The sequence below is a fragment of the Tenacibaculum sp. 47A_GOM-205m genome, from assembly GCF_000518405.1.
Lineage (GTDB): Bacteria > Bacteroidota > Bacteroidia > Flavobacteriales > Flavobacteriaceae > Polaribacter > Polaribacter lutimaris.
This window is the reverse complement of the sequence record NZ_KI912431.1, coordinates 232,751-246,794: the sequence shown is the minus strand read 5'-3', so window position 1 is coordinate 246,794 and position 14,044 is coordinate 232,751. Positions and strand designations below refer to the sequence as shown.

General features: G+C 31.2%; 14 protein-coding genes. 11 read left to right on the top strand and 3 right to left on the bottom strand.

All coding sequences use genetic code 11. From position 1 onward, the window contains the following. Nucleotides 1-20: 20 nt before the first annotated feature. From N534_RS0113315 to N534_RS0113270, 10 genes are all read left to right on the top strand, one after another. Nucleotides 21-1,463, top strand: a complete 1,443-nt coding sequence (locus tag N534_RS0113315) for a hypothetical protein (protein WP_028892948.1) — start codon at nt 21-23, stop codon at nt 1,461-1,463. A gap of 186 nt (nt 1,464-1,649) precedes the next feature. Further along, the gene (locus tag N534_RS0113310; RefSeq protein ID WP_028892947.1) at nt 1,650-2,477 is read left to right on the top strand and encodes a cyclase family protein; all 828 of its coding nucleotides are present in this window, start codon (nt 1,650-1,652) and stop codon (nt 2,475-2,477) included. Nucleotides 2,478-2,575: 98 nt separating this feature from the next. Further along, nucleotides 2,576-3,049, top strand: a complete 474-nt coding sequence (gene rlmH, locus N534_RS0113305) for a 23S rRNA (pseudouridine(1915)-N(3))-methyltransferase RlmH (RefSeq protein ID WP_028892946.1) — start codon at nt 2,576-2,578, stop codon at nt 3,047-3,049. A gap of 93 nt (nt 3,050-3,142) precedes the next feature. After that, nucleotides 3,143-3,991, top strand: coding sequence for a hypothetical protein (locus N534_RS0113300; RefSeq protein ID WP_028892945.1), 849 nt, complete (start codon nt 3,143-3,145; stop codon nt 3,989-3,991). A gap of 136 nt (nt 3,992-4,127) precedes the next feature. After that, nucleotides 4,128-4,706 carry a non-canonical purine NTP diphosphatase gene (locus tag N534_RS0113295; RefSeq protein ID WP_028892944.1) on the top strand — a complete coding sequence of 193 codons (579 nt, stop codon included), beginning with the start codon at nt 4,128-4,130 and terminating at the stop codon, nt 4,704-4,706. A 51-nt stretch (nt 4,707-4,757) separates the two neighbouring features. After that, nucleotides 4,758-5,738, top strand: coding sequence for a FecCD family ABC transporter permease (locus N534_RS0113290; protein ID WP_369791963.1), 981 nt, complete (start codon nt 4,758-4,760; stop codon nt 5,736-5,738). A gap of 32 nt (nt 5,739-5,770) precedes the next feature. After that, nucleotides 5,771-6,568 (top strand): ABC transporter ATP-binding protein, encoded by a 798-nt coding sequence (locus N534_RS0113285; protein WP_028892942.1) that lies wholly within the window; start codon nt 5,771-5,773, stop codon nt 6,566-6,568. 66 nt (nt 6,569-6,634) lie between these two features. Continuing rightward, a complete protein-coding gene (locus N534_RS0113280) occupies nt 6,635-7,672 on the top strand; it encodes a M28 family metallopeptidase (RefSeq protein WP_028892941.1) in 1,038 nt (345 codons plus the stop codon). A 230-nt stretch (nt 7,673-7,902) separates the two neighbouring features. After that, on the top strand, nt 7,903-9,072 hold the full coding sequence (locus N534_RS0113275; RefSeq protein ID WP_038006112.1) for a histidine decarboxylase: 1,170 nt from the start codon (nt 7,903-7,905) through the stop codon (nt 9,070-9,072). 54 nt (nt 9,073-9,126) lie between these two features. Next, nucleotides 9,127-9,750, top strand: a complete 624-nt coding sequence (locus tag N534_RS0113270; RefSeq protein ID WP_081728323.1) for an outer membrane beta-barrel protein — start codon at nt 9,127-9,129, stop codon at nt 9,748-9,750. A gap of 42 nt (nt 9,751-9,792) precedes the next feature. Here the strand turns inward: N534_RS0113270 and N534_RS0113265 are convergent, their stop codons facing one another. The 3 genes from N534_RS0113265 to N534_RS0113255 form a co-directional block, all read right to left on the bottom strand. Beyond that, complete coding sequence (locus N534_RS0113265; RefSeq protein ID WP_156025631.1) at nt 9,793-10,878, bottom strand: methyltransferase; 1,086 nt, start codon at nt 10,876-10,878, stop codon at nt 9,793-9,795. 10 nt (nt 10,879-10,888) lie between these two features. Further along, entirely contained in the window at nt 10,889-12,421 is a 1,533-nt protein-coding gene (locus N534_RS14860; RefSeq protein WP_038006107.1) for an FMN-binding glutamate synthase family protein, read from the bottom strand. 93 nt (nt 12,422-12,514) lie between these two features. Further along, nucleotides 12,515-12,766 carry a type B 50S ribosomal protein L31 gene (locus N534_RS0113255; RefSeq protein ID WP_028892937.1) on the bottom strand — a complete coding sequence of 84 codons (252 nt, stop codon included), beginning with the start codon at nt 12,764-12,766 and terminating at the stop codon, nt 12,515-12,517. A 193-nt stretch (nt 12,767-12,959) separates the two neighbouring features. Between N534_RS0113255 and N534_RS0113250 the strand changes: the two genes are divergently transcribed. Next, entirely contained in the window at nt 12,960-14,012 is a 1,053-nt protein-coding gene (locus tag N534_RS0113250) for a glutaminyl-peptide cyclotransferase (RefSeq protein WP_028892936.1), read from the top strand. Nucleotides 14,013-14,044 lie beyond the last annotated feature (32 nt).

Below are 14,044 nucleotides of genomic sequence, written 5' to 3'. Positions count from 1 at the left end.
TTGTCTATATACAGTGTGATATGACATCAATAGAAAAGATATTAGATACAAGAGGGCCTTTGATGTCAAATGAATTATCTAGTCTAATAGAAAAATCAGAAAATATCAATTACAATACAGCTAGCCAAAGGGTTGCTCGTAATAAGAATATACTTAAAATTAAAGGATACTTCATTAGTAATTTATCCTTGTGCTATTTAGAAAAACATATTGACGACGGACTTTTATTTGACTCATTGAACAAAGCAATGTTCGAAAACGGCAAAAAATATTGGTATACCTTAAATGCTCTAGAATTACACGGAGGTATTATTAATCAAAAGTTCTTGGAATGTTATACTAATTACCCAATAGTAGCATTAAAAGGACATTTACCTTTCAAAAAAATAATTCAAAAATTTATTAAATCTAATATACTCAACTACAACAGTGAATATTATTATATTTCCCCAAAACTAAAAAGAACCAATTTAAATTCATTAACCTATAAAACAATTGAGGCAATCAAAGAAAATATTCTGACCGACTTTGGTACTTTAAATAAAAATATAGGATTGATTTTATACAACACTGCTGAAAAATATGCAGAATTTGGGAAGTTTAGATGGGCTTTTAAAGGTGTCTCAAATATTACAGGATTAATGCAAGGAAGTAAACCTGGATTTGTATTAGCTGATATTATTATTGGAACTTCAATAAATGAAAAAGATGTTTCATTCTTTATTGAAAAAATAAAACATATTCAAAGTTTTAATAATGCTTCAAGAATTATCCCTTTTCTAATAGTAGATGATTTGAGCAAGGAGGCATTAACTGCATTAAAATTTCACGGGATAGCAATTGGTTTTATTAAAGAATTATTTGGTCAAAAATATGCTAACACGCTTAAGGAATTAATTAGTGTTCTAAACAATGCAGGTGCAAGCTTGAAATCCTCACCTGAAAAATATTTAGATTTAATTAAAGAACTTAAAAAATACAATGAAGGTTTAGCTAATAACATAAGAGGAGCACTTTTTGAGTTTGTCATTGGTCACATCCATTCTATAGACAGTAATAATAGTATTGATTTAGGACGTGAAGTTTATGAAAATGATTCTCGCCACGAAATGGACGTTTTAGCTATCTACAGTGACAAAATAGTTATAGCGGAATGTAAAGCAAAGCGTTCTAAAATAGACTTGAAAACGATAGATAAATGGCTAGGAGAAAAAATTCCAGCATTTAAAAAATGGGCTGAAAAACAGGAAACTTGGAAAAAGAAAAAAATTGAATTTGAATTTTGGTCAACAGGTGATTTTACAGATGATGCAATCGAAAAACTAGAATACATCTCTTCGTCCGCTTCAAAATATAAGGTTTCATATTTCAAACCGAATGACATTAGAAAAAAAGCTTTGTCTATGGAAAATAAAAAACTAAAGGAAGCATTAGATGATTTCTTTTTAAAAGCAAAAGTATAATAATGAATAAAGCACAGCAGGTAACAATGGCTATAAGTAATTGCTTGTCCTCGCCTACTTCTGAAAATCCTATCGGATTTTTAGTTTGATTTGTATTTGCTAAATTTAGTGTTTAAACATGCACCTAACCATATACAAACATGTTGTGCGTGATTAAAAATCATCTAGAGTTTTAAATTTAAAAAAATGAAAAAACCATTTTATTTAATTCAGTTATTCCTTTTTTTACTGTTGGCATGTAATGAGAAACAGACCAAAACGCCAGAATCTAATAAATCAGACCAAACAAACTTCTCAGAAGGCAAAATTATAGATTTATCTCATGTATATTCTAATGAGACTATATATTGGGTTACAGCAAAAGAGTTTAAATTAGACACTGTTTTTAAAGGACAAACAGATAAAGGGTTTTATTATTCCGCAAATAATTTTAGTACTGCAGAGCATGGCGGAACCCATATAGATGCACCTATCCATTTTGCTGAAAAAGGCCAAACTGTAGATGAAATTCCTCTCGAAAAATTAATTGGGTCTGCTATTAAAATTGATGTTTCTTCAAAAACACTTAACAATCCTGACTACTTAATAAAAATTGATGATTTTTTAGCGTGGGAAAATAAAGAGAAAATCAAAATCCCTAATGGAAGTATTATTTTATTAGAAACAGGGTTTTCTAAATACTATCCTGATAAAGTTAAATATATGGGAACGGCTGAACGAGGTGAAGATGCGGTTGAAAAACTACACTTTCCTGGATTGTCTAAAGAAGCAGCAAAATGGTTAGTTGAACAACGAAACATCAATGCTATTGGAATTGATACACCAAGTATCGATTATGGTCAATCTAAATATTTTGAAAGTCATGTTATATTACTCACTCAAAACATACCAGCTTTTGAAAATCTAACCAATCTAGATAAACTACCTAGTATTGGATTTAAAATAATTGCATTACCAATGAAAATTAAAAATGGTAGTGGTGCGCCATTGAGAATTATAGCAATAGTTAATTAGAATAATAACCACACACAACAACCTGTATAATTAATAACTCTTTTCTACACTTAAACCTATCCCTTTAAGAGTTTATAAAACATTCGTAATTTTGCCGTATGAAAATAAAACTAATCGCTATAGGCAAAACTGACAATAAACAGTTGCAGCAATTAATTGACGAATATCAAAACCGATTAAAACATTACGTAAAGTTTGAGTTGGAAATTATTCCTGACATTAAAAACGTTAAAAACCTAAGTGAGTCTCAACAAAAAGAAAAAGAAGGAGAGCTTATCTTAGCAAAGCTTCAGCCTACAGATCAGTTAGTTTTATTAGACGATAAAGGAAAACAACATACTTCTGTAGAGTTTTCAAAATATTTACAAAAGAAAATGAACTCTGGTATTAAACAACTGGTGTTAGTTATTGGAGGTCCTTATGGTTTTTCAGAAGCTGTTTATCAAAAATCGCAAGGAAAGTTATCGTTATCTAAAATGACGTTTTCTCACCAAATGATTCGTTTATTTATTGTGGAGCAAATTTACCGTGGTTTTACCATTTTACGTAACGAACCTTACCATCATGAATAGCATTTTTTTTCATTCTTAAAAAACCTTCAACAAAACAATGTTCTTTTAGTAATAAGCTATATTTTTGCGCCCCGAAAAATAAAACTTATTAAAATGAAAGCATTAAGATTATTAGTTTCAATCTTTTTTGTATCCCTTATTAGTGTACAACAAATTTCAGCCCAAGACGATATTAAAACTTTAAAAGCTCAAGTTAAAAACAAACAAAGCCAAATTAGTGCTAATGAAGAGATTTTAATGAGCGGCGTTACAGCTTTAAAACGTGTAAAAGGTAACTTAGAGCGTTTTAAAAACAGCAAGAAGGCTACAAAACAAGAAGTAGAAAGAAAAGAAAAAATCGTTGCGAATATGCAACAAAGACTTACCAAGTTAAATTCTCAAATTGATTTACATAAAAAAGATCTAGCTACTCTTGAAAGAAAACTAGCAAGAAAACTTAAAAAAGAACAACCTGTAGAAAAAGTTGAAAACACAACTCAAAACACTGAGGTTGCTTATGACGATAATATTAGTAGTGAGCAAAAAGAAATTCTTTTACAAAAGCAAAAACTTGAAGAAGCTCGTAAAAAGTTAGATGAAGAAAGAAAAGCTAGAGAATTAGCTTACTTAAAAGAGCAAGAAACGTTACGTTTAGAAGAAGAAAAATTGAAACAATTAAGCAATCAAATTAAAGCTAAGGAGCAAAACATTAGCAAAGAGAAAAACACATTAATAAGCGATCTTGAAGATGACATTAGCATTAATGAAGAAATTTTAATCAGCGGAAAAGAAGGTTTAGCTAAAATGAAGTCTAAATTAGAAGAAGCTAAAAAAGATGCTTCTACTTCTAAAGAAAGTATAGAGCGAAAAGAAGCTATTATTAGTCAAATTGAAACTCGTTTACTAAAAATTGAAAACGAAATAGACGCTAAAAAACAAGAATTAGCAAAGATAAAAGGATAAAAAAAGAGGCTTGAAAGCCTCTTTTTTTATTTCTCTATGTTAACGCTTTAAGCAACAGTATTCCTTCTACAAATAAGAAAAACACAAGTAAAGATGATAAAAATTGAATACATTTGCTTTAGTTAATTACCAATACATGAAATTAGTTTTTGCTACTAACAACCTAAATAAGCTTGCTGAAGTACAAAAAATGCTTCCTACTACTATTGAGTTACTTTCTTTAAAAGATATTAATTGTTTTGATGATATTGAAGAAACAGCTACAACCTTAGAAGGAAATGCTCAAATTAAAGCCAATCACATTAGCGAAAAATCCGGTTACAACTGTTTTGCTGATGACACAGGTTTAGAAGTTTCTGCTTTAAACGGGGCTCCTGGAGTATATTCTGCACGATATGCAGGTGAACCTACCAATGCAGAAAACAACATGCAAAAACTCTTAAATGAATTACATAACCAAACTAATAGAGATGCTCAGTTTAGAACCTCAATTTGTTTAAACTTAAACGGGGAACAATTTTTATTTGACGGAGTTTGTAAAGGAGAAATTCTATCAAAAAAACAAGGAGAGCAAGGTTTTGGATATGATCCTATTTTTCAACCTGAAGGATACAATAAATCATTTGCAGAAATGACAGCTGAAGAAAAAAACAACATTAGCCATAGAGGATTAGCTATTCAGCAATTAGTTTCATTTTTAAAATCAATAAACTAATTGAACTTATCAAAAACATACACAACACATTTTATACTCTTGTTTGTAATATTGCTTGTTTTATTTATTACAAACATTAGTTTAGGATCTGTTTCTATCCCTTTAAAAGAAATTTTCAACTTATTGTCAGGAGGTGTTACATTAAAAAGTAGTTGGGAAACCATTATTATAAGCTACCGACTACCAAAAGCTATTACCGCAATATTAGTAGGATCAGGACTTTCTATAAGTGGCTTATTAATGCAAACCTTATTTAGAAATCCGCTTGCTGGTCCTTTTGTTTTAGGAATCTCTTCTGGGGCAAGCCTTGGTGTAGCATTGCTTATTTTAGGTTCTAGTGTTTTTGGAGGATTTTTTCTTGTTGCTATTTACTCTAACTGGGCATTAGCCATTGCTGCTAGCGCAGGATCTTTTTTAGTATTATCCGCTGTTATTATAGCTGCAAATAGAGTTCGTAACACCATGTCTATATTAATTATTGGATTAATGTTTGGTTCGTTAACATCCGCAGTTATTAGCGTACTGGCTTTTTTTAGTGAGGCTGAACAAATACAACAATATTTATTTTGGAGCTTTGGAAGCTTAGGAAACTTAACTTGGACCGAACTTTCTGTTTTTGGAATTATTTACCTAGTAGGAATTCTGGGAACATTTTCAATTATTAAACCTTTAAACAGCTTTTTATTGGGTGAAAACTATGCAAAAAGCTTAGGAATCAACATCAAAAAAAGTAGAAATATTATTTTACTAATTACAAGTATTCTTACAGGAGTAATCACTGCTTTTTCAGGTCCTATTGCTTTTGTTGGACTAGCTGTTCCGCATATTGCTAAAATGATTTTTTCTACTTCAAACCATAAAATATTATTACCTGCAGTTGCTTTAATTGGAGCAATTATTCTGTTAATTTGCGACAGTATAGCGCAATTACCTACAAGCGAATTTACCTTACCTATTAATGCAATAACATCGTTATTTGGAGCACCTGTAGTTATTTGGCTTTTAATTAGAAAGAAGAAAATATATGTATAAAACTAAGGTTATAAACAATTAAATAAGTAAACATCAAGCAACAACAACAAAATACCGTCTTACAAACAGAAAACCTTTCAATAGGTTATAAATCAAAAAAGCAAGAAACTCTTATTGCTTCAAATATTGATTTAGCTATTGAAAAAGGGAAATTTGTTGCTTTGTTAGGAAAAAATGGAATTGGAAAATCAACCTTGCTTCGTACTATTTCTAAAGTTCAAAAACCTTTAAAAGGTGTTGTAAAAATCAATCAAAAAGAACTTTCTTCTTATTCAAACCAAGAGCTTTCTACTTGTTTAAGTTTAGTACTAACCGAACGTTTACCTTTAAGTCAGTTAACCGTTTTTGAATTAGTTGCTTTGGGACGACAACCCTACACTAATTGGATTGACAAACTCACACAAGAACACTTAAAAAAGATTCTCTGGGCAATTGAACAAACTGAAATTACACATATAAAAGACAAACGTTTTTACGAGTTAAGTGACGGTCAATTACAACGGGTACTAATTGCTCGAGCTTTAGCCCAAGATACCGAAATCATTATTTTGGATGAACCAACAGCTCACCTAGACATACACCACACATTCAAAGTATTTTCTCTCTTAAAAAAATTAGTAAAAAATACTGGTAAAACTATCATCATTTCTACACATGAAGTAAATCTAGCTATTCAGTTAGCAGATGAGTTTATTTTACTTTCAGAAAGTCAATTATATACAGGTACTTCGCAAGAATTGATTGAGCAAAATGCTTTTGAAGAACTTTTTCCTAAAGAACTTATAAGTTTTAACAAAACGTTAGAACAATTCGTTATTAAGAAAAATTAAATTTGAATCCCTGTAACATTTTATTACATTTGGATACTAATCAAACTAAACAAACCTTAATTATTGATGAAAAAATTACTTTACATGGTAGGTGCAATTGCATTGGTAGCATGTGGTTCTAGTAAAGAAACAGCTAGTACCGACAATGATACTACTACTGATCTTGCTGCTAAATATGCCAAAACCATTACTGCTAAAGATTTAGGAAAACATTTATTTATTTATGCTTCTGATGAGTTTGAAGGAAGAAATACTGGTGAACCTGGACAAAAGAAAGCGGTAAAATATTTAAAAGATTTCTACGTAAGTCAAGGAATTGCTTCTCCATTAGGTGGTGATGATTATTTTCAAGAAGTACCTTCTGAATACTTAAGTAACAACCGTAGAGGAATGACTTTAAAAGATTCTGAAAACGTTCTTGCTTACATCAAAGGAACTGAAAAACCAGACGAAATAATTGTTATTTCTGCTCACTTAGATCATGAAGGTATTAAAGATGGTGAAATATACAATGGTGCTGATGACGATGGTTCTGGAACAGTGGCTATTTTAGAAATTGCGGAAGCTTTTAAACAAGCAGCTGATGCTGGTAAAGGTCCTAAACGCTCTATTTTATTCTTACACGTAACAGGAGAAGAAAAAGGATTGTTAGGCTCTAAGTATTATACTGAAAATCCAATTTTCCCATTAGCAAATACGGTTTCCAATCTAAACATTGATATGATTGGTAGAGTTGATGACCGCCACAAAGGAAATCCTAATTATGTATATTTAATTGGTTCTGATAAATTGAGTACTGAATTGCACAATATTTCAGAAGCAATGAACAAAAAATATACAAACATTGACTTAGATTACAAATATAACGATGATAACGACCCTAACCGTTTTTATTATCGTTCAGACCATTATAATTTTGCTAAGCACAACATTCCTATTATTTTTTATTTTAATGGAACACATGCTGATTATCATAGACCAACCGATACACCTGACAAAATTAACTATGAAATGTTAGAAAACAGAGCTCGCTTAGTTTTCCATACTGCATGGGAAGTTGCTAATCGTGAAAATCGTGTTGTTGTTGATAAGGCTGCTAATTAAGGTCTATCCAAATTTAAATTACAAGTTATAAAGCTCATCAAATTGATGAGCTTTTTTTATGCTTAACTAACAACTCAGATTAAAATCCTTCACTAAAAACTAGCTTTACAAACAACAAATAGATTATTTAACGGCTAAAACAATTTAATTAGAAAAATAATCTAACTTTTAATCTTTTAAATGACAAATACTATTGTTTCATTTACTTTTGCCCGCTTAAAATTTCACCCATGGAAAGCGAACAAAAACTATCAGTAGAAAATCAAGAAAAACTACATAAACTAGAGCAAGAATTAAGCACTGCTCGTGATACTTTTTTAGGGTATCCAGTATCAAAAGATTTTGACTATTCTGAACTAAATAAGTTCTTTCAATACCCAATTAACAACCTTGGTGATCCTTTTGAACAAGGTACTTACCGCGTACAAACCCATGAAATGGAACGTGAAGTTATAGCTTTTTTCGCTAAGTTATTTAGAGCTAATCCGAAAGATTTTTGGGGTTATGTAACTAATGGTGGTTCTGAAAGTAATTTATATGGTTTGTATATTGCCCGTGAACTGTTTCCTAAAGCTATGGTGTACTATTCTGAATCTACACATTATAGTGTACGTAAAAACATTCACCTACTAAATATTCCAAGCATTGTAATTAAATCGCAAGAAAATGGTGAAATGGATTATGAAGATTTTGAAAATACTGTTCGTATGAATCGTCATAAACCAGTAATCGTTTTGGCTACTTTTGGCACAACCATGAAAGAAGCTAAAGACGATATCGGAAGAATTAAAGGAATTTTAAGTAACCTAGCGATTCAAGACCACTATATTCATTGTGATGCTGCTTTAGCAGGATCATTTGGACCATTTATGCAACCTCGTCTTCCTTTCGATTTTATGGATGGTGCAGATAGTATTTCTATCAGTGGTCATAAATTTATCGGTTCACCAATACCGACTGGAGTATTAATGGCTAAACGATCAAACAGAGACAGAATCGCCAAAGGCATTTCTTATATAGGATCATTTGATACTACCATTACAGGTTCTCGTAACGGACATTCTCCTTTATTTTTATGGTATGCCTTAAAGCAATTAGGTGTTGAGGGTTTACAACAACGTTACCAACATAGTTTAGCTGTGGCTGAATACTGTGAAGCTGAGTTACAAAAAATTGGAGTAAATGCTTGGAGAAACCCTAATGCAATTACTGTCGTATTACCAAAAACTCCACAAAGTATTAAAGATAAATGGCAGTTAGCTACTGAAGGAAATATTTCTCATGTGATTTGTATGCCTAACGTAACAAAAACTCAAATTGATGAATTTGTAAACGATTTAAAAAATTGTACAGAACAGATTATTGAGGAGGAATTTTCCTATGATTTTTCATTAAGCTAACATTCAGTTAAATTATAAGCAGTACTTTCGGCTACTTTAAAAGAAAAATTAATTATGAAGAAATTACTATTATGCACAATGCTTTTTGCATTGTCATTTGCTTATGGGCAAGAAAAAAAAGAAAAATTAACTATTGAAAAAGGTACGTGGTATACTGCTGGAAATTTTTCAATTGGAAAAAGTAATAATGAATTTGAAGGTTCTCCTGAAACTTCTAAATATTTTAACTTTAACTTCTCTCCCAAGGTAGGATACACTATTAACGACAACTTAATTATAGGTTTAGGTGTAGGATATGGGTATTCAAAAAGTGAATCAGGGAGTGAAATTGGAAAAGGTAACTCGTACCAAATCTTTCCTTACATCAAAAAACACTTTCCACTTGGAAAGAAATTAACTATTTCCTTACAAGGAGAATTTAGTTATAGTTATTCTGACTATTCAAACAATATTACTCCTGATCCATACGAAAGAAGCACCAACCAATATTTTATAGGAATGAGACCTGGAATGACTTATTTTTTAAACAAAAATATTGCCTTAGAAGCTAATATAGGTAGTTTAGGTTATTCTAAAATAGACCGAGAAGATTCCGATTTTTCAAATAGCAAATTCGACAGTTTTAATTTTAGCATCAACTCAACTGATTTATTTTTTGGCCTATCATATTATTGGTAGTATTAAAGTTTACAAATCAAACAAAAAACGCTAAGAAAATTCTTAGCGTTTTTTTATACATTCTATTATTTGAAACTTTTTATTTTGTTGTAACACTCTTACCGAAGTAAAAAGCTTTGTTAGGTGCGTACTATAATTCAAATGTAAATTAGCAACTAACAAAAACCTACCATTTACTTTCAAGCAACTTTCTACACCCCTAAAAAGATTGAGTGCCACTTCAATGTTATTCTCATGTTCGAAATGAAAAGGCGGATTCGACACTACCAAATCAAACGAGTTCTTATCTAATTTTTCTAAAGTGTCATCACACACAAACTGTGCTTTTTTCCCTTCTAAGTTAATTTTAGACGATTCTATGGCCAAGTTAAAATCATCTACTAAAGTTACTTCTGCTAGTGGATTTTGACTCGTTACCTCATAAGCGATAATACCATTTCCTGAAGCAACGTCTAATACTTTTAACTCATTAGGTTTTAATTGTAAGTTTTCTAAAAAGAATTGGGTACCAACATCAATACTTCCAGAAGAAAACACTCCGTAATATTGTTGCAAGACATGATTTTTCCATGCAATTGTATTAACAAGCTCTTTCTTTTGTAGTTTTTTCTTGGGTGATTTTAATATCAATAATCGCGCTTTTTTCCAAGCTTTTGATTGCGTTACCTCTTCAAAATACTGTTCAGCAACCTTTATAAAAGAAGCTGAAAAATATTTAGTCATAAACCCACATACTACTTCAGTTTTTTCATGCGAAGCTTTATGAATTTGCTGTAAGAACAACTCAAACAATTCTATCGACTTTGGAATTTTAATCAGTGCTAAATCAACACTCTCTAAATCATCTAAAGGAGTTTTATAATCAACTTCTACAGACAACTTGTTCAATTCTAAATTTTGACGAATTGCTTTTTGCTGACTAGCGTACGTCCAAATCGTAGTAACTTTCTTGTCGTGTAAAGCACAATTCCACACCCCAAAACGATCATTAAAAATATGTACCGTTTCTGTGTTTCTATTAACAATAGAATCTAAGACTAACAATTCGGCGTTACTCCAAGCACGCAAACTTTTATCAAACGTTTTAGGGTAACGTTCTAACTGATATGTTTGAGAATTAAACTCCAACAAACTGTTTTTAATACATTAACATATCTTCTTCTGGAAAATAAATCTTATCTAACGAAGTAATTTCTCCATTTCTATCCCTCCTAAAAATGTGTTTTGACTCAATTTCTGTGATAGATTCTTTACCCATAGCTGCTGTCATCTCTTTAACTGCGCTAATGGTTTTTTTATGGTAATTCTTTACACGTACATTTTTATACTCAACAACTAAAGCTTTTACCAAATCTTTCTCTTGAGTTGCTACTCCTACTGGACAAGTATCCATGTTACATTCACGAGCTTGAATACAACCTAAACTCAACATAAAACTACGCGCCATTCCAATAGCGTCAGCTCCTAAAGCTAAGTATTTAATAATATCAAAAGCATCAATAGCCTTTCCACTTGCTATAATCTTTATTTGTCCTTTTAACCCGTATTTTTTCAATGTTTTGTTTACAAAAGAAAGCCCTTCTAACAATGGAGTTCCAATGTAATTTGAAAATTCTAAAGGTGCAGAACCAGTTCCTCCTTCTCCTCCATCAACAGCTATAAAGTCAGGGTAATTATTAGCATCAGCGAATGCTTTAATCATAGCCTCTATCTCTTCGTTATCTCCTACACAAAACTTAATCCCGACTGGTTTTCCTCCTGATAAATCTCTAACTTGTTGAATAAAGTTGATCATTTCTTCAAAACTAGAAAAAGCTGAGTGTCCTGGAGGTGAATCAACACGTGTAAAAGGTTCTATTGCACGAATTGCTGCAATTTCTTTTGTGTTTTTCTTTGCCGGTAAAATTCCTCCATGACCTGGCTTAGCTCCTTGAGAAAGCTTTATTTCAACCATTTTCACTTCTGGTCTTACAGCATTTTGCTGAAAAACTTCTGGATCAAAAACACGTTTACCATCTATACTTTTTCCTGCTCCAAAATACCCTGTTCCTACTTGAAAAATTAGATCTCCTCCTTGTAAATGGTAAGGTGATATTCCTCCTTCACCTGTATTATGTGCAAAGTTCCCCATTTTAGCTCCTTGGTTCAACGCCATAATGGCATTCTTACTTAATGAACCAAAAGACATAGCAGAAATATTTACTATTGAAGCGTCGTATTTTTGAGAACACTTATCAGATCCTATTAAAACCCTATCTCCACCAATATTATGATGGTCTTTAGGAAACAATGAATGTTTTACAAACTCATACCCTTTTGCATATACATTATGCTGAGTACCAAAAGGGACAGTTTCTATCTCTTCCTTTGAACGCTGATAAACAATACTTCTCTTTTCACGGTTAATAGGTTTTCCGTTTAAATCATCTTCAATAAAGTACTGTTGAATTTTTTCACGCTCTTCTTCAAAAACCCATCGTAAACGAGCAATGACAGGAAATACCCTCATTAACGAGTGTTTCTTTTGAATAAAAGCGTCATATATTGCTAATAAAGTAATAGCGGTTGCTATTGTTAACAATATTACATTTCCCATATCTGGCATAAAGTATACTAATACCCCACACAGAATATTAATGGCTAAAACTACAGATAAGATAGTATCTCTCATTTCTTTTTTTTTGAGAACAAAAATACAATTTTAACTATAAAAAAAGCCCTGACACATAGCCAGAGCTTCTCGTATATTATTAAACACGTAAAATTACTTTTTGAATTTTGCGTATTTGTTTTTGAACTTATCAATACGCCCTGCAGTATCTACTAACTTAGACTTACCAGTGTAGAAAGGATGTGAAGTTCTTGAAATTTCTAATTTGATTAATGGATATTCAACACCATCAACATCTAAAGTTTCTTTTGTGTTAGCAGTTGAACGCGTTAAAAAAACATCTCCGTTAGACATATCTTTAAACGCTACCATTCTATAATTTTCTGGATGTATACCTTTTTTCATCTCTTGTAAATTTTAATCTTTTATTTTTGTTGAAAAATATAAAGTTGGTAAATCTTTATAATCATTCATAATTCAAAAACCTGCAATGGCTATTTGAGGGTGCAAATTTAACCCTTTTTTTTAATTTGCAAACAAATAATTTGCTTTAATTTGTAGAACAAGATTTAAAATACAGAAAATAACTCTTAAACATATGCGTTTTTATACACTCTTAACTTTAGGAATAGCTACTTTACTCGTAACTTCTTGTAGCGAAACCAATTACAAATTCAAACTTGACACTACAAAGAAAACAACTTTAGGTCAAAAAGCAGCTATAAAATTTGAACAATTAAACGGTGATCAAATAGATTCTGTTCAATTATATATAAACAACAAACGTGTTAATAAAAACGAATCTAGTGTAATAATTAATACAGCTGATTTTGGCGTAGGTAAACACGAGGTTACTGCCTTGGCTTTTTATCCGAATAAATCTAAAAAACTAAACAATTCTATCGAGGTTTTAGCACAAAAAGCACCTGTTGTATATTCTTACAAACTTCTTAACACCTATCCGCATGATAAAGAAGCCTACACTCAAGGTTTAGAATACAAAGACGGATATTTATATGAAAGTACAGGACGTAGAGGTCAATCTACTTTACGTAAAGTGGAGATCAAAACTGGAAAAGTTTTGCAAAAAATTGATTTAGACGCTAAATACTTTGGAGAAGGAATGACCATTTTTAACAATAAGATATATTGGTTAACATGGCAAGCTCGTAAAGGTTTCATCTATGATTTAGAAACCTTTAAACAACTTGGTTCTTTTAATTATGATAATAGTAATGAAGGTTGGGGACTAACACACAGTGACTCTGAGTTAATAAAAACTGACGGAACTAATAAAATTTGGTTTTTAAACCCTGAAAATCAACAAGAAAAAAGAAACATTCAAGTATACACTCATGATAGAGCTTTAGACAAACTAAATGAAATAGAATATATAAACGGTAAAATCTTTTCTAATTACTGGAAAACTGACGGAAAAGTTAAATCTACCATCGCTATCATAGATCCTAATAGTGGAGTTGTTGAGGGATTAATTGGTTTGGATGATTTACGTAATATCATTTTAAAAGAACAAACTTTAGATCAAGACGAGGTTTTAAACGGAATTGCTTATGATGCTGAAAACAATCGTTTGTTTGTTACAGGAAAGCATTGGGGAAAATTGTTTGAAATTGAATTAATCAAACAGTAAATCTCTTCATAAAAACAAAAATCCCGTTTCCT

Excerpts from the sequence above, each read along its gene's own strand:
- N534_RS0113315 (WP_028892948.1), top strand. The coding sequence starts at position 21 with ATGACATCAATAGAAAAGATATTAGATACAAGAGGGCCTTTGATGTCA.
- N534_RS0113310 (WP_028892947.1), top strand. The coding sequence starts at position 1,650 with ATGAAAAAACCATTTTATTTAATTCAGTTATTCCTTTTTTTACTGTTG.
- rlmH (WP_028892946.1), top strand. The coding sequence starts at position 2,576 with ATGAAAATAAAACTAATCGCTATAGGCAAAACTGACAATAAACAGTTG.
- N534_RS0113300 (WP_028892945.1), top strand. The coding sequence starts at position 3,143 with ATGAAAGCATTAAGATTATTAGTTTCAATCTTTTTTGTATCCCTTATT.
- N534_RS0113295 (WP_028892944.1), top strand. The coding sequence starts at position 4,128 with ATGAAATTAGTTTTTGCTACTAACAACCTAAATAAGCTTGCTGAAGTA.
- N534_RS0113280 (WP_028892941.1), top strand. The coding sequence starts at position 6,635 with ATGAAAAAATTACTTTACATGGTAGGTGCAATTGCATTGGTAGCATGT.
- N534_RS0113275 (WP_038006112.1), top strand. The coding sequence starts at position 7,903 with ATGGAAAGCGAACAAAAACTATCAGTAGAAAATCAAGAAAAACTACAT.
- N534_RS0113270 (WP_081728323.1), top strand. The coding sequence starts at position 9,127 with ATGAAGAAATTACTATTATGCACAATGCTTTTTGCATTGTCATTTGCT.
- N534_RS14860 (WP_038006107.1), bottom strand. The coding sequence starts at position 12,421 with ATGAGAGATACTATCTTATCTGTAGTTTTAGCCATTAATATTCTGTGT.
- N534_RS0113255 (WP_028892937.1), bottom strand. The coding sequence starts at position 12,766 with ATGAAAAAAGGTATACATCCAGAAAATTATAGAATGGTAGCGTTTAAA.
- N534_RS0113250 (WP_028892936.1), top strand. The coding sequence starts at position 12,960 with ATGCGTTTTTATACACTCTTAACTTTAGGAATAGCTACTTTACTCGTA.